The sequence below is a fragment of the Acidovorax sp. YS12 genome, from assembly GCA_021496925.1.
In the GTDB taxonomy this organism is placed as follows: Bacteria; Pseudomonadota; Gammaproteobacteria; order Burkholderiales; family Burkholderiaceae_C; genus Paenacidovorax.
In genome coordinates this window covers 118,326-137,448 of the sequence record CP053915.1, presented here as the reverse complement: position 1 = coordinate 137,448, position 19,123 = coordinate 118,326, and the positions used below count along the sequence as shown (strand labels likewise).

Here is a 19,123-nt window from a genome sequence, read left to right as displayed (position 1 = left end):
GACGTCAGTTCAGGGCATCCTTCAATGCCTTGCCCGGACGGAACTTTGGAACCTTGGCGGCCTTGATTTTAATCGTGGCGCCGGTACGGGGATTGCGGCCGGTGCGTGCAGCGCGCTTGCCAACGGCAAACGTGCCAAAACCAACGAGCGACACCGTGCCACCCTTCTTCAAGGTTTTCTTCACTGCCTCGATCGTCGACTCCAGTGCACGCGCGGCTGCAGCCTTGGAGATGTCGGCATTGGTTGCGATGTGCTCAATCAGTTCGGTTTTGTTCACAAGAGGCCTCTCGGGAAATACGTGGATGGAATGTCTCGTGCTCCGCGATTCTTGCATGCCAGGGGCTATGGCAGAAGAGAGCAGCCGATCCTCCAAAAAACAGGACGCGCCGTCTTCAGCGGCGCCTCGGCGAATTCTAGTCGCATTTGCGCACCGGCATGGATTGGCGGCGGTTTTTTGTCTCCATGGCAGCGCCATGCCCGCCCTTGCCTATCAACAGAAGCCGGCCCCGGCTCGTCATTTGACGCGTGCCCTGATCTCCGGCAACGCCTTCTGCAGGTAGTAGACCATGGACCACACCGTGAGCACGGCCGCCACCCAGATCAGCACCATGCCCCACAGGCCGGTATCGATACCCAGGACCCGGCCGTCATAGAGCAGGAACGGGATGGCCACCATCTGGGCCGTGGTCTTGAGCTTGCCGATCATGTGCACGGCCACGCTCTTGCTCGCGCCGATCTGCGCCATCCATTCGCGCAGCGCGGAGATGGCGATCTCACGTCCGATGATGATGAGCGCCACGAACACGTCCGTGCGCCCCAGGTGCACCAGCACCAACAGGGACGCGCACACCAGGAACTTGTCGGCCACCGGGTCAAGGAATGCGCCGAACGCGGAGGCCTGGTTGAGCTTGCGCGCCAGGAAGCCATCGAGCCAGTCGGTCGCGGCGAACACCATGAACATCAGCGTGGCGATGAGGTTGCGCGTGGCCGGCTCGATGGGCGCGTAGAACACCCCGACGATCAGCGGAATCGCGACGATGCGCGTCCAGGTCATCAGGGTGGGGATGGTGAAGAACATGGTGCGCGATTGTGGCACGCCACAACCCGTGGCCGCAGGCAAAGCCGGGTCAGCGCAGCGCACGGTAAATGGTGTCGGCCAGCGCCAGCGAGATGCCCTCCACCGTGGCCAGGTCTTCCACGCTCGCGTCCTGCACGCCGCGCACGCCGCCGAAGCGCTGCAGCAGGCGCGCGCGCTTTCGCGGGCCGACCCCGGGAATGTCCTCCAGCCGGCTGCCACCCACGCGCACCTTGGCGCGCGCCGCGCGCATGCCGGTGATGGCGAAGCGGTGGGCCTCGTCGCGGATCTGCGCCACCAGCATCAAGGCGGCGGAGTCGCGCCCCAGGTAGACCTTCTCGCGCCCGTCGGCGAACACCAGTTCCTCCAGGCCGACCTTGCGGCCCTCGCCCTTCTCCACGCCGACGATGCGCGTCAGGTCCAGCCCCAGCTCGGTGAACACCTCGCGCGCCATGGCCACCTGGCCCTTGCCGCCATCGACCAGCACCAGGTCGGGCAGGCGCGCCTTGCCGGCCTGTGGCTCGGCACCGCCGGCCTCGCGCTGCGCCTCGGCCACGGGGCGGTAGCGGCGCTGCAGCACCTGGCGCATGGCGGCGTAGTCGTCGCCCCCGGTGATGCCCTCGATCTTGAAGCGGCGGTATTCGCTGCTTTGCATCTTGTGGTGGTGGAACACCACGCACGACGCCTGCGTGGCCTCGCCCGCCGTGTGCGAGATGTCGAAGCATTCGATCACCAGCGCATCCAGGCTCTCCACCGGCAGGTCCAGCGCCTCGGCCAGCGCGCGCGTGCGCGCCTGCTGCGAGCCTTCCTCGGCCAGCAGGCGCGCAAGCTGGATATCGGCGTTCTGCTGCGCCATGTCGAGCCAGGCGCGGCGCTGTTCGCGCGGCTGGTGCACCGCCGCCGCGCGCTGGCCGGTCTGCTGCGCGAGCGCGTCCAGCAGGCCCTTGTCCACGGGTTCGCCCACCACCAGCACCGGCGGCATGGGCACGCCCAGATAGTGCTGCGCGATGAAGGCGGCCAGCACCTGCTGCTCGACCGGCGGGGGCGCTGCGTCCTCGGCGCCGTCCTCGGGCGCGTACAGCGCCGCCGCGTCGTCCACGTGCACCGGGAAGTACGGCCGGTCGCCCAGGTGCCGCCCGCCACGCACCATGGCCAGGTTGACGCAGGCGCGCCCACCTTGCACGCGCACGGCCAGGATGTCCACGTCCTTGTCGTCGGCTGTCTCGATGGCCTGCTGGTGCAGCACGCGCGCCAGCGCCTGCATCTGGTTGCGCAGCTCCGCGGCCTGCTCGAACTCCAGCTTTTCCGCGTGTGCGAGCATGCGCGCCTCCAGCCCTTGAAGCAGCTCCTGGGCATGGCCGCGCAGCAGGGCCTCGGCGCCCTGCACGTCCACCGCGTAGGCCTCGGGCGATACCAGGCCCACGCACGGCGCCGTACAGCGCTTGATCTGGAACAGCAGGCAGGGCCGCGTGCGGTTGGCAAACACCGTGTCCTCGCAGGTGCGCAGGCGGAACACCTTCTGCAGCAACTGGATGGTTTCCTTCACCGCCCAGCCGTTCGGGTACGGGCCGAAGTAGCGGTGGCGCTTGTCGATGGCGCCGCGGTAGTACGCCATGCGCGGAAAGCGCTGGCCCGGCGCGGCGCCCTGGCCATCAAGCGCGGCCACGCCGGTGATCTTCAGGAAGGGGTAGCTCTTGTCGTCGCGGAACAGGATGTTGTATTTGGGGTGCTGCGACTTGATGAGGTTGTTCTCCAGCAGCAGCGCCTCGGCCTCGGAGCGCACCACGGTGGTCTCCAGCCGCGTGATCTTGCCAACCATGTGGCCGATGCGCGTGCCCCCGTGGTTCTTGCTGAAATAGCTGCCCACGCGCTTTTTCAGGTTGCGCGCCTTGCCCACATAGAGCAGCGTGCCAGCGGCGTCGAAATAGCGGTAGACGCCGGGCAGCGGCGGCAGGGCGGCCACCTGCGCCAGCAGTTCTTCGGAGTGCGCTTCATGCATGGCGGTATTGTGCGCATGGCGGCATGCCCGCACCGACAATCGCGGGCATGAACGCCGACTCCACCACCGCGCCGCTGCGCTGGGACATCTTCTGCCAGGTCATCGACAACTTCGGCGACATCGGCGTGTGCTGGCGCCTCGCAGCCGACCTGGGGACGCGCGGCCACACCGTGCGCCTGTGGACCGACGACGCCAGCGCCCTGGCCTGGATGGCGCCCGGCGGCGCGCCCGGCGTGCAGGTGCGCGCCTGGCCCCAGGCCGCGCCCGCCGACGGCCCGGGCGATGTCGTGGTGGAAGCCTTCGGCTGCGAGATTGCTCCCGGATTCATAGCTGCCACCGCTTGCGCAGCAAGGGCTAGAGCCCGAAAACCCTTGTGGATCAACCTCGAATACCTGAGCGCCGAGAGCTACGTGGAGCGCTGCCACCGCCTGCCCTCCCCCCTCATGGACGGTCCAGGCGCGGGACTGACGCGCTGGTTCTTCTACCCGGGCTTCACCGCCGCCACCGGCGGACTGTTGCGCGAACCCGGCCTGCCCGCGCGCCAGGCAGCGTTCGACCGCGCACGCTGGCGCACGCGCCAGGGCATCGCGCCGGGGGAACTCGCCGTGTCGCTGTTCTGCTACGAGCCACCCGCCCTGCCCGCCTTGCTGGCGGTGCTGGAGCACGCCCCCTCCCACCTGCTGGTCACCCCGAGCCGCGCCACCGCCGCGGTGCAGGCGATTGAGAGCCAAAACGGCCTCAAACCCTTGCCAGGCAAGCGCATGCAGCTCACATTTTCATACCTCGCACCGTGCGCCCAGCCCCACTTCGATGAGATGCTCTGGGCCTGCGACCTGAACTTCGTGCGTGGCGAAGACTCGCTGGTGCGCGCGCTCTGGGCCGGCCAGCCCTTCGTGTGGCAGATCTACCCGCAGCACGACGACGCACACCACGCCAAGCTGCACGCCTTTCTCGACTGGCTGCAGGCCCCGCCCACGCTGCGCCGCTGGCACGCTCAATGGAACGGACTAGAGCCCGCTGCTGCCCTGCCGCCGCTGGACAGCAGCACCTTGGCGGAATGGCGCGGCTGCGCGCGCGCGGCACGGCACAGGCTGCTGGCACAGCCGGATTTATTGACCCAGCTACTGGGGTTTGTAGCGGAAAAAAGCTAAAATCCGTGGTTTTGCGCTATGGAAGGTGGTACGCATCTTCGCCATGGCCGCCTTCCGCCGCGAACCGTCCGCACCGGCCGCTCCAGGGCATCCGCCCCACCCGCCCCGGCTTGCAGGCAGCGGCTCCAACCCAAGCACTACGCTATGAAAATCGCTCAAGAAATCCGCGCCGGCAACGTCATCATGCAGGGCAAGGACCCGATGATCGTCCTGAAGACCGAATACGCCCGCGGCGGCCGCGGCGCCGCCACCGTGCGCATGAAGCTCAAGGCGCTGCTGTCCAACATGGGCACTGAAGTCGTCTTCAAGGCCGACGACAAGATCGACAACGTGATCCTGGACAAGAAGGAGTGCACCTACTCCTACTTCGCCGACCCGATGTACGTGTGGATGGACACCGACTACAACCAGTACGAAGTCGAAGCCGCCAACATGGGCGACGCCATCAGCTACCTCGAAGATGGCATGGCCGCCGAAGTGGTGTTCTACGACGGCAAGGCCATCTCGGTGGAACTGCCCACCAGCGTGGAGCGCGAGATCACCTGGACCGAGCCCGCCGTGAAGGGCGACACCTCCGGCAAGGTGCTCAAGCCGGCGAAGATCGCCACCGGCTTCGAGGTGGCCGTGCCCCTGTTCGTGGACCAGGGCGACAAGATCGAAATCGACACGCGCACCGGCGAATACCGCAAGCGCGTCTGATACGGGTTTGCATTCAACCGTATAACTAGGCGGGAAGCCGCAGACAGTGCTGTAGCACGGCAAGGCGAGCCAACGACGTTAGACGGTTGAAAGCAAATCCGTACGACGCGCCCCGTGCGGCAAAGCCCTGCACCAAGCCAAAGAGCCGGCGCCCTCACGGGCCCGGCTCTTTTTCTTTGCCCAACGCCAGCGTCACAGGCCCAGGGCCGCGATCCCGGCGCGCGCGATCTGCGCATCCTCGGAGGACTTGACGCCGCTCACGCCCACGGCGCCAAGGCACTGGCCGTCCTTCATGATCGGCACGCCGCCCTCGAGCAGGCCCTGCAGCGCGGGCGCCGACAGGAACGAGGTCCGGCCGCCGTTGACGATGTCTTCGTACACCTTGCTTTCGCGGCGCCCCAGGGCCGCCGTGTGCGCCTTGGCGGGGGCGATGTGCGACGAAACTGCGGGCGCGCCGTCCAGGCGCTGCAGCCACAGCAGGTGGCCGCCGTCATCGACGATGGCGATGGTCACGGCCCATTGGTTCTGCAGCGCTTCGGCTTCGGCGGCGGCGGCGATCTTCTTGACATCGGCCAGTTCGAGTTCGGGCTTGGTTTTCATAAAGGTTGAACGATTCGGAAATACAAGAACTCCAAGGATAGCGGCGCAATCCCTGCGGCCGCAGGTAAAACAATTCCACCCAAAAAGGATGCTGTGGCTTCGGGTATTGCATAACACACGAAAAACCACCGCCTAGAATGCCCAGCTTCCTGTACTCGCATGCAGACCAACCGGAGAGACACACAATGCACAACGAAATGACCACTTGGGGCTCTACGGGCTATGCCGTATCCCAGGAGCAGCGCCAGAAGGTGCTGCGCAACACCTACTGGCTGCTGGCCCTGAGCCTGCTGCCCACCGTGCTCGGCGCATGGGTCGGCGTGGCCACGGGCATCACGCAGTCGCTGCGCGGCGGCCTGGGCCTGATCGTGTTCCTTGGCGGCGCGTTCGGCTTCATGTTCGCCATCGAGAAGACCAAGAACTCGGCCGCCGGCGTGGGCGTGCTGCTGGCCTTCACCTTCTTCATGGGCCTGATGCTCTCGCGCCTGATCGGCATGGTGCTGGGCTTCAAGAACGGCACCGACCTCATCATGACCGCCTTCGCGGGCACGGCGGGCGTCTTCGTGGTGATGGCCAGCCTCGCCACGGTCATCAAGCGCGACCTCTCGGGCATGGGCAAGTGGCTCATGGTCGGCGCCCTGGTGCTGCTGGTTGGCAGCGTCATCAACGTGTTCGTCGGCTCCTCGGCCGGCATGATGGCCATCTCGGTCGCCGCCATCGGCATCTTCAGCGCCTACATGCTGTACGACCTCAAGCAGATCATCGACGGCGGCGAAACCAACTACATCAGCGCCACGCTGGCCCTGTACCTGGACCTGTTCAACGTGTTCCAGAGCCTGCTGGCGCTGCTGGGCATCATGGGCGGCGAGCGCGACTGAACGGTCCCCTCCCCCACTTCTCTTGCAAGGCCCTTCGGGGCCTTTTTTCATGCAGGCCCACCGGGCTGCATTACGGCCCGAACCATCGCGCAAAGCCCGCCTCGCCAGGTGGCGTGAACCGCACGATGCGGGAGTTGCCGGCGCGGCGGGCCCAGCCCAGCGCGAACAGCCGCTCCAGCAGTGCCGCGCCCAGTGCGCCCGCGAGGTGCGCGCGGCGCTCGCTCCAGTCCAGGCACATGCGGCAGACCGGGCGCTTGCCCAACCTCAGTGCCGCCACGTCGATGCCCGCCAGCGCCAGCGTGCGCTCGCCCCGGGGCGTGACCTCGACTGCGCCGTCGTCAAGCGTGATCAGTTGCTGGCGCGTCAACCGGACCAGCAGTTCAACGCCGCGCTCGCCGGCGAGGTGGTCGTAGCAGACCCGTGCCAGACGCATCTCGGCGTCCTTCGGGCCGGGCCGGATGCGCCGTCGCTGCGCCTGGTGGTCGGCCAGGTGCATCAGCGCCTCGACCGCCGCAGCGACATCAGGCCCGGCCAGGCGGTAGTAGCGGTGCCGCCCCTGCTGCTCCACGGCAAGCAGGCCTCCGGCCTGCAACTGCGCCAGATGGCCGCTGGCAGTCGCCGGGGCAATGCCCGCCACGCGCGCCAGCTCGCCCGCGGTCAGCGCCTGCCCGCCCATCAGCGCGATCAGCATGCCGGCGCGCGCGGGGTCGCCCATCAGCGCGCCCATGCTGGCGAAATTCGGTCCCGTCATCATGCGATGACCCTACCACGCCCGCTGGCCCGATGTTTCGCCCCGTGCCAAAGCATCAGCGCCATTCGGCTGGCTAAGCTGGCGGCTCGCCTGGAGGAACCATGCTTTTCATTCGCGCGGCCACTGTGCTGCTTGCCACCCTCTGGGGAACTGCCGCCATGGCGCAAACCCCGCTTCGATCCGTGACCTTGGAGGGCCATGCATCCGCGCCGGGCCAATCCTGGCATCCGCGCCTGCAACTCTTCGAGCAGGCCGAGGGCCGGGCCAACCGCAAACGCCCCGTGCTCTACGTGCATGGTGCAACCTTTGCATCGGAAAACGCGGTCTTCTTCAGGTTCGCGGGCCGCTCGTGGGCGGATGCCCTGAACGACGCCGGCTTTTCCGTATGGGGCCTGGATTTCGCCGGCTACGGCCGATCGGAAATCTACCCGGCGATGCGCCACGCAACGCCGCCCGAAGGCGAACCGCTCGGCCGCACGCCGGATGCCGCCGCCCAGATCGAGCGGGCCGTGCGCGCGATCATCGCGGAGACAGGCGCGGAGAAGGTCTCGATCATCGCCCACTCCTGGGGCACGATGCCCGCGGGCCGCTTCGCGGGCGAGCATCCCGAATGGGTGGAGCGCCTGGTTCTCTTCGGGCCGGTCGTGCGCCGCGAGACGCTGGGCGGGGTGCCCCAGCTTGGCCCCTGGCGCTTCCTCACCGTGGCGGCGCAGAAGCGGCGCTTCGTCGAGGACGTGCCCGCGGGCGCGCCCGCCGTGCTGGCCGAGGCCGATTTCCCTGCCTGGGCGGCGCTCTACCTGCGCCTGGACCCGACCAGCGCCGCGCGCACGCCGCCCAGCGTCCGCACGCCGAACGGCCCCCTGGCCGACATCATGGCGGCGTGGTCGGGCCAGCTCGCCTATGACCCGGGCCGCATCCAGGCGCCGACGCTGATCGTGCGGGGCGCGTGGGACAGCCTGTGCGGCGATGCCGACGCCGCCTGGCTGCGGCAGGCGCTCACCCATGCGCGGCAGGTGTCGGACGTCAAGGTGCCCCGCGCCACGCATCTGATGCACCTCGAAACCGGGCGGGCGGCGCTCCATGCCGCCGTCAACGACTTCCTCAAGGCAAAGGACTGAGCACGCCATGATCTCCGTGATCTTTGAAGTATTCCCCGCCGAAGGCCGCCAGGGCGACTACCTGGACCACGCCGCACGGCTGAAGGCCGATCTCGAACGCATCGACGGCTTCATCTCGGTCGAGCGTTTCCAGAGCCTGGCAGACCCCGGCAAGCTGCTGTCGCTGTCGTTCTGGCGCGACGAAGCGGCGGTCGCCCGCTGGCGCCGCCATGAGGACCACCGCACGACGCAGCGCGCGGGCCGCGCCGGCGTCTTCCGCGACTACCGGCTGCGCGTCGCCACGGTGCTGCGCGACTATGGAATGGCCGAACGGCGCGATCAGGCGCCGGCCGACAGCCAGGCCGCGCACGGGGTGCGGGGTGGGGTGCAGGGCGGCCACGACCGGTAGCGGGCGCCTGGCGGCACGCCCCCCGGCGGTGCACGGCACCGCATCAGTGCGCTGCCACCACGCCGGCACGCACGCAAAGCGCGCATCCGGCGCCCGGCAGGCCGCGCCATGGTGCGCGCGGCGGGTGGCACGGTATCTGCTCTATCCCCGGCACCAGCACATTCCCGCTGCGTAGCCACGGAGGGCCCCATGCCACCGGCCGCGCGGCGGGGGAGGACCCCAGCCCATGAGCGACGCAGCAGCCGACAAGACCATCACCGAACGCGCCTTCAACGAAATGCTGGACGCCCAAGGCAACGTGCGCCCGCATTACCACGCCTTTGCCCAGTGGCTTGCCAGCCAGCCTGACGAGGCCATGGCGGCGCGCCGCCTGGAGGCGGATCTGAACTTCCGCCGCATCGGCATCACCTTCTCGATGGCGGGCGACGCCGACGGCACCGAGCGCCTGATCCCGTTCGACCTGATCCCGCGCGTCATCCCCGCGGCCGAGTGGCGGCGGCTCGACCAGGGGCTGAAGCAGCGCGTGCGCGCGCTGAACATGTTCATCCACGACATCTACCACGACCACGACATCGTGCGCGCGGGCATCGTGCCGGCCGAGCAGGTGTTCCTCAACGCCCAGTACCGCCCCGAGATGCAGGACGTGACCGTGGCCGAGAACATCTACTGCCACGTGGCGGGCATCGACATCGTGCGCGCCAACGCCGGCGAGTTCTACGTGCTGGAGGACAACCTGCGCGTGCCCTCGGGCGTGTCGTACATGCTGGAGAACCGCAAGATGTCGATGCGGCTGATGCCCGAGATGTTCAGCCGCGCGCGCGTGGCCCCGGTGGCGCACTACCCCGACCTGCTGCTGGACAACCTGCGCGAGGTGGCGCCGCGCAACATCGACGACCCCACCGTGGTGGTGCTCACCCCGGGCATGTACAACTCGGCCTACTTCGAGCACGCCTTCCTGGCCCAGCAGATGGGGGTGGAGCTGGTCGAGGGCAAGGACCTGTTCGTGGACCAGAACACGGTCTACATGCGCACCACGCGCGGCCCGCAGCGCGTGGACGTGATCTACCGCCGCGTGGACGACGACTTCCTCGACCCGCTGTCGTTCCGCGCCGACTCCGCCCTGGGCGTGCCGGGGCTGCTCTCGGCCTGCCGGGCGCAGCGCATCACGCTGGCCAACGCCATCGGCACCGGGCTGGCGGACGACAAGTCCACCTACCTGTTCGTGCCGGACATGATCCGCTTCTACCTGGGCGAGGAGCCCATCCTCTCCAACGTGCCCACCTGGCAGTGCAGCCGCCCAAGCGAGCTGTCGCACGTGCTGGCGCACCTGCCCGAGCTGGTGGTCAAGGAGGTGCACGGCGCCGGGGGCTACGGCATGCTGGTCGGCCCGACGGCCAGCCGCGCCGAGCTGGACGAGTTCCGCGCCCGCATCCTGGCCCACCCCGGCCACTACATCGCCCAGCCCACGCTGGCGCTGTCCACCACGCCCACCTACGTGGAGTCGGGCGTGGCGCCGCGCCACGTCGATTTGCGGCCCTACGTGCTGTGCGGCAAGGAAATCCGCACCGTGCCCGGCGGCCTGTGCCGCGTGGCGCTCAAGGAGGGCTCGCTGGTGGTCAACAGCAGCCAGGGCGGCGGCACCAAGGACACCTGGGTGCTGGAGGAATGACGCCATGAAAAAAAGCATGAACAGGAGCACCACGCCATGCTGAGCCGTACCGCCGACCATCTTTTCTGGATGTGCCGCTACATCGAGCGCGCCGAGAACACCGCGCGCATGCTGCACGTCAACACCCAGCTGGCCCTGCTGCCGCGCGACGAGGCGGTGCACCGCGAGTCGTGGCAGGCCATGCTGCGCCTGTTCGAGCTGGAGGGCGACTTCGCCGCGCGCTACGGCGCCCCGCAGCCGCAGGCCGTGATCCACTACATGGCGCGCGACGCCGACAACCCTTCCTCGATCTACGCCTGCCTGCGCGCCTGCCGCGAGAACGCGCGCGCCGTGCGCGGCAGCCTGACCACCGAGCTGTGGGAAACCATCAACCTCACCTGGCTGACGCTGCTGCGCGACCTGGACGACGGCGTGCTCGAACGCAGCCCCGAACAGTTCTTCGAGTGGATCAAGCACCGCGCGCACCTGGTGCGCGGCGTGACCGAGAACACCATGCTGGTGGACGAGGCGCTGCACTTCATGCGCCTGGGCAGCCAGCTGGAGCGCGCCGACAACATGGCGCGCATGCTGGACGTGCGCTTTCACGAGCACGAGGCCATGGCGCCAGGCGGCAAGCCGGGCGCGGCGCAGGGCAAGGCGCTCGACACCGACGCGGGCGAGTTCTACCGCTGGTCGGCCATCCTGGGCTGCGTATCGGCGCTGGAGGTGTACCGCAAGGTCTACCGCGACGTGGTCACGCCCTCCCGCGTGGTGGAGCTGCTGGTGCTCAACGCCACCCTGCCCAGCTCGCTGGTGGCGCTGATGCGCGGCGTGAAGGACAACCTGGCGCGCGTGGCCAACGGCCGCTCGGCCGAAACCGAGCGCCAGGCCGGCCTGCTGCTCGCCGAGCTGGAGTACGGGCGCATCGAGGACATCCTGCGCGGCCCCGGGCTGCACCGCTTCCTCACCAACTTCCTGGCGCGCGTGAACCACCTGGGCACGCGCATCGGCCGCGACTTCCTGCTGCCCTTGAGCGCCTGAGGATTTTTCAATGAAATCGGCCGCCAGCCCTTATGGGGCAAGCGCCAGCAGCTATCAATCTTGACTTTGAACCACGGCAAGGAGCGACGCATGCGCCACCTCATCAAGCACACCACCCGCTACCACTACACCGACCCCGTGAGCTACAGCATCCAGGTGCTGCGCCTGACGCCGCGCCAGGACGAGCACCAGCGCCTGCTGCGCTGGCACATCGAGGCCCCCGGCCTGCTGGAGGAGCAGGTGGACGCCTACGGCAACATCACCCACACCCTCACGCTGACCCAGCCGCACGACGCCATCGAGCTGAAGGTGACGGGCCAGATCGAAGTCAGCCCGCTCGACGGCGGCGCCGTGCACGGCGAGGACAACCGCCTGCCCGTGCAGGCGTACTGCGTGCCCACGCCGCTGACGGCGTGCGACGACGGCATCCGCGCCTTCGCGCAAGGCGTGCTGCCCGCGGGCCTGCGCGGGCCGGACGACGCCCTGGCGCTGGCCGAAGCCATCGCGCAACGCGTGGCCTACGAACCCGGCATGCGCACCGCGCAAACCGCCGCCAGCCAGGTGCTGGCGCAGGGCCACGGCGTCTGCCAGGACCACGCCCACCTGTTCCTGGCCTGCGCGCGCGCCCTGGGCTGCCCGGCGCGCTACGTCAGCGGCTACCTGCACGCCGATGCCGACCACATGTCCGCCCACGCCTGGGCCGACCTGTGGTGGCCCCGGCACGGCTGGACCAGCATCGACGTGACGGGCCGCCAGTACGCCAGCGAACGCCACTGCCGCCTGGCCGTGGCGCGCGACTACGCCAGCGCCTCGCCGGTGCGCGGCGTGCGCACCGGCGGCGGCGAGGAAAGCATGCGCATGGACGTGCTGGTGCAGCAGTAGCCGAAGAACACGTCATGACCTACTGCATCGCCGCCTGCCTGGACGCAGGCATGGTCTTCCTGGCCGACAGCCGCACCAATGCCGGCGTGGACCAGGTCAGCACCTTCCGCAAGCTGCGCGTGTTCGAGCGCCCCGGCGACCGGCTGCTGGCGCTCATGACCTCGGGCAACCTGGCCATCAGCCAGGCCATCGTGGCGCTGCTGGCGCAGCGCGGCGCGGACGACCCGCATTCGCTCTGGAACGCCGCCACCATGCAGGAGGCCGCGCAGTGCGTGGGCGACGCCGTGCGCGCCGTGCACGCGCGCGACGGCCAGGCGCTCAAGGCGCAGGGCATCGACTTCAACGTCAGCCTGCTCCTGGGCGGGCAGATCGGCGCCGCGCCGTGCCAGTTGTTCCAGGTGTACGCGGCGGGCAACTTCATCGCCGCCAGCCCCGAGAGCCCGTACCTGCAGATCGGCGAGGCCAAGTACGGCAAGCCCATCGTGGACCGCGTGCTGCAGGCGCAAACCTCGCTCGACGAAGCCGCCAAGTGCATGCTGATCTCGATGGACTCGACGCTGCGCTCGAACATCTCGGTCGGCCTGCCGCTGGACCTGCTGGTGTATGAGCGCGGCACGCTGCGCGTGACGCGCTTCGCCTGCCTGGACGAAACCAGCGAGTACCTGGCCATGATCCGCCGCACCTGGGGCGAGCAACTGCGCCAGGTGTTCGCCGGCATTCCCAACCCGCGTTGGACCACCCCCGCAGCCCCCCCGGCCGAGGACACCGCGCCCCTGCCCTTCGCCCGCCTGCACCAGCCCGTGCGCATCGGCACCGGCAACGCCGCCGACCTGCCGCCCGCCGTGCACCAGGTGCTGGCGCAGGGCGCGGGCGACGGGCAGGCGCAGTAGCCGCCCCCCCTTCCGGCCACACCACCCCCATCGCACACGCCATGTCCATTCACGCCGCACTCCACCACGTCACCCACTACACCTACGACCGCCTGGTCGAGCTGGGGCCGCAAACCGTGCGCCTGCGCCCCGCGCCGCACTGCCGCAGCCGGGTGCTGTCGTACGCGCTGAAGGTCGAGCCGGCGCAGCACTTCATCAACTGGCAGCAGGACCCGTTCGCCAACTACCAGGCGCGGCTGGTGTTCCCGGAAAAGACGCGCGCCTTCAAGGTCACGGTGGACCTGGTGGCCGAGATGGCGGTCTACAACCCCTTCGACTTCTTCCTGGAGCCCGATGCCGGGCACTTTCCGTTCAGCTACGCCGCCACCGTCAGGCAGGAGCTGGCGCCCTACCTCGCCGCCGGGCCGCTCACGCCGCGGCTCAAAAGCTACCTCGGCAAGATCGACCGCGGCGAACAGCGCACCATTGACTTCCTGGTCCACCTCAACCGCCAGGTGGCGCAGGACATCCGCTACCTCATCCGCATGGAGCCCGGTGTGCAGACGCCCGAGGAAACGCTGGAGAACGCCAGCGGCTCCTGCCGCGACTCGGGCTGGCTGCTGGTGCAACTGCTGCGCCACCTGGGGCTGGCGGCGCGCTTCGTCTCGGGCTACCTGATCCAGCTCGCGCCCGACGTGAAGTCGCTCGACGGCCCGAGCGGCACGGCGGTGGACTTCACCGACCTGCATGCCTGGTGCGAGGTCTACCTGCCTGGCGCGGGCTGGATCGGGCTGGACGCCACATCGGGCCTGCTCGCGGGCGAGGGCCACATTCCGCTGGCGTGCACGCCCCAGCCCTCGGGCGCCGCGCCCATCGAGGGGCTGGTGGAGAAGGCCGAGGTGACGTTCAGCCACGAGATGCGCGTGACGCGCATCCATGAATCGCCGCGCGTCACCAAACCCTACAGCGACGGCCAATGGCAGGCCGTGCTGGCCCTGGGCGAAAAGGTGGACGCCGACCTGGCGGCAGGCGACGTGCGCCTGACCATGGGCGGCGAGCCGACCTTCGTCGCCATGAACGACCGCGACGCGCCCGAGTGGAACACCGGCGCGCTCGGGCCGACCAAGCGCGGCTTCGCCATGGAACTCACGCACAAGCTGCGTGCCGAATACGGGCAAGGCGGCTTCCTGCACTTCGGCCAGGGCAAGTGGTATCCGGGCGAGCAACTGCCGCGCTGGGCGCTCTCCATCTGCTGGCGCGCCGACGGCCAGGGCACGTGGCGCAACCCGGCGCTGTTCGCCGACGAGCGCGCGCCCTCGCACTACACCAGCGAGGACGCGCGCCGCTTCACCCACACGCTCGCGCGCAAGCTGGGCCTGGCGGACAGCCACATCCAGCCCGGCTACGAGGACGTGTTCTATTACCTCTGGCGCGAGCGCCGCCTGCCCGTCAACGTCGATCCGTTCGACGCGCGGCTCGACGACGAACTGGAGCGCGCGCGCCTGCGCCGCGTGTTCGCGCAGAAGCTGGACAGCGTGGTCGGCTACGTGCTGCCCTTGCAGGCCGAGGGCGCAGGGCGGTGGAGCACCGGGCCGTGGTTCTTCCGCGACGAGCGCATGTACCTCGTGCCCGGCGACTCGCCCATGGGCTACCGCCTGCCGCTCGACAGCCTGCCCTGGGTGAGCCAGGGCGACCATCCCTACCTGATCCCGCAGGACCCTGGCGCGCCGCAGCAGCCGCTGCCCGAAGCCGCCGCGCTGCAGGCGCGCTACCGCGCGGGCGAGGCGCCGCGCGTGCTGCAGCACGCCAGCGCCGCCGCTGCCGCCCCGCAGGCCATGCCGCAGCGCTTCGCGTCGGCGGGCGGCCTGACGCGCACGGCGCTGTGCGTGGAGGCGCGCGACCCCACGCGGGCCAACGGCCCGAAGGCCGAGCAGCAGGGCGGGCAAACCGGCGTGCTCTACGTCTTCATGCCCCCGCTCGCGCAGCTCGACGACTACCTCGACCTGCTCGCCGCCGTCGAGGCCACGGCAGAAGAACTGGGTGTGAAGATCGTCCTCGAAGGCTACCCGCCGCCGCGCGATGCGCGCCTGAAGCTGCTGCAGGTCACGCCCGACCCCGGCGTGATCGAGGTGAACATCCACCCCGCGAGCAACTGGGCCGAACTGGTCCAGCACACCGAATTCCTGTACCAGGCGGCGTTCGAGGCGCGCCTGTCGGCCGAGAAGTTCATGACCGATGGCCGCCACACCGGCACCGGCGGCGGCAACCATTTCGTGATGGGCGGCGCCACGCCCGCCGACTCGCCCTTCCTGCGCCGGCCCGAGCTGCTGGCCAGCCTGCTGCTGTACTGGCACAACCACCCCTCGCTGTCATACCTGTTCAGCGGCCTGTTCATCGGCCCCACCAGCCAGTCGCCGCGCGTCGATGAAGCGCGCAACGACCAGCTCTACGAGCTGGAAATCGCGCTGCGCGAAATCCGCGAGAACCGTGCACGCCACGGCCAGGACATGCCGCCGTGGCTGGTGGACCGGCTGCTGCGCAACATCCTCATCGACGTGACCGGCAACACGCACCGCAGCGAGTTCAGCATCGACAAGATGTACTCGCCCGATTCGGCGACGGGCCGGCTGGGCCTGCTGGAGCTGCGCGCGTTCGAGATGCCGCCGCACGCGCGCATGAGCGTGGTGCAGCAGTTGCTGCTGCGCGCGCTCATCGCCCGCTTCTGGAACGCCCCGTACCAGGCCCCCGCCGCGCGCTGGGGCACCGAACTGCACGACCGCTGGATGCTGCCCACCTTCATCCGCATGGACCTGCACGACGTGCTGGCCGAGATGGCCGAGGCGGGCTACGCCTTCGACCCCGCGTGGTTCGCGCCGCACGTCGAGTTCCGCTTCCCGTTCGTCGGCGCGGTGCAGTCGCGCGGCATCGAACTCACTTTGCGCAACGCGCTGGAGCCCTGGCACGTGATGGGCGAGGAAGGCGCCGTCGGCGGCACCGTGCGCTACGTCGATTCGTCGCTGGAGCGCATCGAGGTGCGCGTGACGGGCCTCAACGACAGCCGCTACACCGTCACCGTCAACGGCCAGCCGCTGCCGCTGCAGCCCACCGGCACGCAGGGCGAATTCGTCGCCGGCGTGCGCTACAAGGCGTGGAACCCGCCGAGCAGCCTGCACCCCACCATCGGCGTGCATGCGCCGCTGACCTTCGACATCGTGGACACCTGGATGAACCGCTCGCTCGGCGGCTGCCAGTACCACGTGGCGCACCCTGGCGGGCGCAATTACGGCACCTTTCCCGTCAACGCCTACGAGGCGGAAAGCCGCCGCCTGGCGCGCTTCGCGCGCATGGGGCACACTGCGGGGCCGCTCGCCGTGCCGCCCGCCACCATCGGCCTGCCGGGCAGCCGCGAATTCCCCTTCACGCTCGACCTGCGGCGGCAGATGCGGCCTTGATTGATCCGTGTACACCAGCCACCCCGACAGCGCGGCCGCCCTGGCCGCGGCCCTCGCCGCAGCGGCCGCGCCGGGGCATTTCGACGAACTGCGCGGCTGCGCAGGGGCCGAAGACGCTCCTAAATCAATAGCTTCCAGCGCTTGCCTGGCAAGCGATTGGGCCGAATTTTTCCACCACACGGGCCGTGCCGGCCTGCGCGACATGGACCGGCGCATGCACAGCCTGCAGCGCCAGGTGCGCGACAACGGCATCACCTACAACGTCTATGCCGACGCCCACGGCCCGCAACGGCCCTGGGCGGTCGATCCGTTCCCGCTGCTGCTCACGCCCGGCGACTGGCAGCGCATCGAAGCCGGGGCGCGCCAGCGCGCGCGCCTGCTCGACGCGGTGATGGCCGACTGCTACGGCCCCCAGGCGCTGCTGCGCGCCGGCCTGCTGCCCAGCGCGCTGGTGCACGGCCACCCCGGCTACCTGCGCGCGCTGCACGGCGTGCGGCCCGTGGGCGGCACGCACCTGCACATCGCCGCATTCGACATGGCGCGCGACGCGCGCGGCGACTGGTGGGTGGTAAGCCAGCGCACGCAGGCGCCCTCGGGCCTGGGCTACCTGCTGGAAAACCGGCTGCTCATCTCGCGCCTGTTCCCCGAAGCCTTCGGCCAGATGCGGGTGCAGCGCCTGGCGGCCACCTACCACGCGCTGCTGGCCAACCTGCGCGCCATGAGCCCCGAGGGGGAGGACGCGCGCATCGTGCTGCTGACCCCCGGCCCGTACAACGAAACCTACTTCGAGCACGCCTACCTCGCGCGCTACCTGGGCCTGCCGCTGGTCGAGGGCGGCGACCTCACCGTGCGCGGTGACCGGCTGTTCCTGCGCACGCTGCACGGCCTGCAGCCGGTGCATGGCATCCTGAAGCGCCTGGACGACGAATTCCTTGACCCGCTGGAGCTGCGCAGCGACTCGCAACTCGGCGTGCCCGGGCTGCTGCAGGCCATCCGCGCGGGCCACGTGCTGGTGGCCAACGCGCCGGGCTCGGCGTTTCTCGAATCCAGCGCGCTGCTGGGCTTTCTGCCCGCACTCTCGCAGCACCTGCTGGGTGAGGAACTGAGCCTGCCCTCGCTGCCCACCTGGTGGTGCGGCGAGCACGCCGCGCTACGCGACGCGCTGCCGCGCCTGGCGCACAGCGTCATCCGCCCCACCTGGCCGGGCACGCCGGGCCTGGACGGCGCGGTGCTGGGCAGCACGCTCTCGCGCACCGCGCTGCAGGCGTGGAGCCACCGCATCGAACGCCAGGGCAGCGCCTTCACCGTGCAGGCGCATCAGCCGCTGTCGCACATGCCAACCTGGCACGGCGCGCGCCCGACACACCCCATCGTGCCGTGCGCGGCCATGCTGCGCGTGTTCGCCGTGTGCGACGGGCCGCAGTCCTGGCGCGTGCTGCCCGGCGGCCTGGCGCGCATCGCGCCCGAAGGGCGCGGCATCGCCTCCATGCAGCGCGGCGGCAGCAGCGCCGACGTGTGGGTGCTGAGCGAGGGCCCGGTGGACGCCGCCACGCTGCTGCCCCCCCAGCAAAGCGGCCCGGCCGTGGCGCAGCGCAGTTCCCAGGTGTCGAGCCGCGCGGCGGAGAACCTGTTCTGGCTCGGCCGCTACACCGAGCGCACCGAGAACACCACGCGCCTGGCGCGCCTGGCGCTGCAATGCCTGGGCGGCGAGGGCCAGACCTCGCGGCCGCTGCTGGCCTGGATCGGCGCCATGGCCGCCCGGCACGGCATGCTGCCCGAGGACACGGCCCCGGCACCGCAGGCACGGCGCGCGTTCGAGCGCGCCCTCATCGCCGGCCTGGCCGATACCGCGCACGCCACCGGCGTGGGCTTCAACCTGCGCGGGCTGCGCGGCGCGGCGGCGTGCGTGCGCGAGCGGCTGTCGCAGGAGCACTGGAACCTGATCGTGCGCGCCGAGGCCGGCTTCTTCCAGCGCCTGGAAAGCAACGAAGGCCACGCCCCGCTGGATGCCCTGGGCGTGCTGGAGACGCTCAGCGGCCACACCGCCGCCATGACCGGCGCGCAGACCGACCGCATGGCGCGCGACGACGGCTGGCGGCTGCTGTCCATAGGCCGCCATCTGGAGCGCCTGGGCTTCCTGGCCGACGCGCTGGCGCGCGCCGTCGAGACCGGCGCGGTATTTGAAGCCGAGGGCTTCGAGGCCGTGGTGGCGCTGTTCGACAGCACCATCACCTTCCACGCCCAGTACCAGCTGCGGCGCGACATGCCGGCGCTGCTCGACCTGCTGGTGATCGACCGCGACAACCCGCGCGCGCTCGCCTGGGTGGCGCAGACGCTGCGCGGGCGCATCGCCAAGATCGAGGAAACCGCGGGCGCCGACGCCCAGCCCCTGGTGCAGGGCATTCCCATGCCGCCGCCGCTGACGGTGCTGTGCGCGGAGGACGACGGCCATGCCGCGCTGCGGGCCTACCTGCGCCAGTGCGTGGCGGGCGCGTGGCAGTTGTCGGACCTGCTGGCCACGCGCTACTTCACGCACTCGGCCGGTGCGCTGCCCCACAGCCTCGGTGCCTGA

16 protein-coding genes are annotated in these 19,123 nt (G+C 69.7%); 11 read left to right on the top strand and 5 right to left on the bottom strand.

What is annotated here, in order from left to right; translation table 11 throughout:
• Positions 1 to 4 precede the first annotated feature (4 nt).
• From YS110_00650 to uvrC, 3 genes are all read right to left on the bottom strand, one after another.
• Positions 5 to 277, bottom strand: coding sequence for an HU family DNA-binding protein (locus YS110_00650; GenBank protein ID UJB63378.1), 273 nt, complete (start codon positions 275 to 277; stop codon positions 5 to 7).
• A gap of 237 nt (positions 278 to 514) precedes the next feature.
• The gene (pgsA, locus tag YS110_00645) at positions 515 to 1,078 is read right to left on the bottom strand and encodes a CDP-diacylglycerol--glycerol-3-phosphate 3-phosphatidyltransferase (protein ID UJB63377.1); all 564 of its coding nucleotides are present in this window, start codon (positions 1,076 to 1,078) and stop codon (positions 515 to 517) included.
• A 49-nt stretch (positions 1,079 to 1,127) separates the two neighbouring features.
• Entirely contained in the window at positions 1,128 to 3,074 is a 1,947-nt protein-coding gene (gene uvrC, locus YS110_00640; GenBank protein UJB63376.1) for an excinuclease ABC subunit UvrC, read from the bottom strand.
• Between the two features lie 47 nt (positions 3,075 to 3,121).
• Here uvrC and earP point away from each other — a divergent pair, with 47 nt between their 5' ends.
• Entirely contained in the window at positions 3,122 to 4,225 is a 1,104-nt protein-coding gene (gene earP / locus YS110_00635) for an elongation factor P maturation arginine rhamnosyltransferase EarP (protein UJB63375.1), read from the top strand.
• 144 nt (positions 4,226 to 4,369) lie between these two features.
• A complete protein-coding gene (efp, locus tag YS110_00630) occupies positions 4,370 to 4,924 on the top strand; it encodes an elongation factor P (protein ID UJB63374.1) in 555 nt (184 codons plus the stop codon).
• Positions 4,925 to 5,116: 192 nt separating this feature from the next.
• On the opposite strand, the gene YS110_00625 is transcribed toward efp, so the two are convergent.
• A complete protein-coding gene (locus YS110_00625) occupies positions 5,117 to 5,524 on the bottom strand; it encodes a heme-binding protein (GenBank protein UJB63373.1) in 408 nt (135 codons plus the stop codon).
• A gap of 185 nt (positions 5,525 to 5,709) precedes the next feature.
• Between YS110_00625 and YS110_00620 the strand changes: the two genes are divergently transcribed.
• Positions 5,710 to 6,402, top strand: coding sequence for a Bax inhibitor-1/YccA family protein (locus YS110_00620; protein ID UJB63372.1), 693 nt, complete (start codon positions 5,710 to 5,712; stop codon positions 6,400 to 6,402).
• Positions 6,403 to 6,472: 70 nt separating this feature from the next.
• On the opposite strand, the gene YS110_00615 is transcribed toward YS110_00620, so the two are convergent.
• Positions 6,473 to 7,156 (bottom strand): winged helix-turn-helix transcriptional regulator, encoded by a 684-nt coding sequence (locus YS110_00615; GenBank protein UJB63371.1) that lies wholly within the window; start codon positions 7,154 to 7,156, stop codon positions 6,473 to 6,475.
• 98 nt (positions 7,157 to 7,254) lie between these two features.
• Between YS110_00615 and YS110_00610 the strand changes: the two genes are divergently transcribed.
• The 8 genes from YS110_00610 (at position 7,255) to YS110_00575 (ending at position 19,123) form a co-directional block, all read left to right on the top strand.
• The gene (locus YS110_00610) at positions 7,255 to 8,271 is read left to right on the top strand and encodes an alpha/beta hydrolase (GenBank protein ID UJB63370.1); all 1,017 of its coding nucleotides are present in this window, start codon (positions 7,255 to 7,257) and stop codon (positions 8,269 to 8,271) included.
• A 7-nt stretch (positions 8,272 to 8,278) separates the two neighbouring features.
• The gene (locus tag YS110_00605) at positions 8,279 to 8,659 is read left to right on the top strand and encodes an antibiotic biosynthesis monooxygenase (GenBank protein UJB63369.1); all 381 of its coding nucleotides are present in this window, start codon (positions 8,279 to 8,281) and stop codon (positions 8,657 to 8,659) included.
• Between the two features lie 277 nt (positions 8,660 to 8,936).
• Entirely contained in the window at positions 8,937 to 10,328 is a 1,392-nt protein-coding gene (locus YS110_00600) for a circularly permuted type 2 ATP-grasp protein (protein ID UJB67303.1), read from the top strand.
• Positions 10,329 to 10,364: 36 nt separating this feature from the next.
• Complete coding sequence (locus YS110_00595) at positions 10,365 to 11,348, top strand: alpha-E domain-containing protein (protein ID UJB63368.1); 984 nt, start codon at positions 10,365 to 10,367, stop codon at positions 11,346 to 11,348.
• Positions 11,349 to 11,438: 90 nt separating this feature from the next.
• Positions 11,439 to 12,230: a transglutaminase family protein gene (locus YS110_00590; protein ID UJB63367.1), complete on the top strand. Its 792-nt coding sequence runs from the start codon at positions 11,439 to 11,441 to the stop codon at positions 12,228 to 12,230.
• Between the two features lie 14 nt (positions 12,231 to 12,244).
• Positions 12,245 to 13,120, top strand: a complete 876-nt coding sequence (locus tag YS110_00585; GenBank protein ID UJB63366.1) for a peptidase — start codon at positions 12,245 to 12,247, stop codon at positions 13,118 to 13,120.
• Between the two features lie 41 nt (positions 13,121 to 13,161).
• The gene (locus YS110_00580) at positions 13,162 to 16,551 is read left to right on the top strand and encodes a transglutaminase family protein (GenBank protein ID UJB63365.1); all 3,390 of its coding nucleotides are present in this window, start codon (positions 13,162 to 13,164) and stop codon (positions 16,549 to 16,551) included.
• A gap of 40 nt (positions 16,552 to 16,591) precedes the next feature.
• On the top strand, positions 16,592 to 19,123 hold the full coding sequence (locus tag YS110_00575; GenBank protein ID UJB67302.1) for a circularly permuted type 2 ATP-grasp protein: 2,532 nt from the start codon (positions 16,592 to 16,594) through the stop codon (positions 19,121 to 19,123).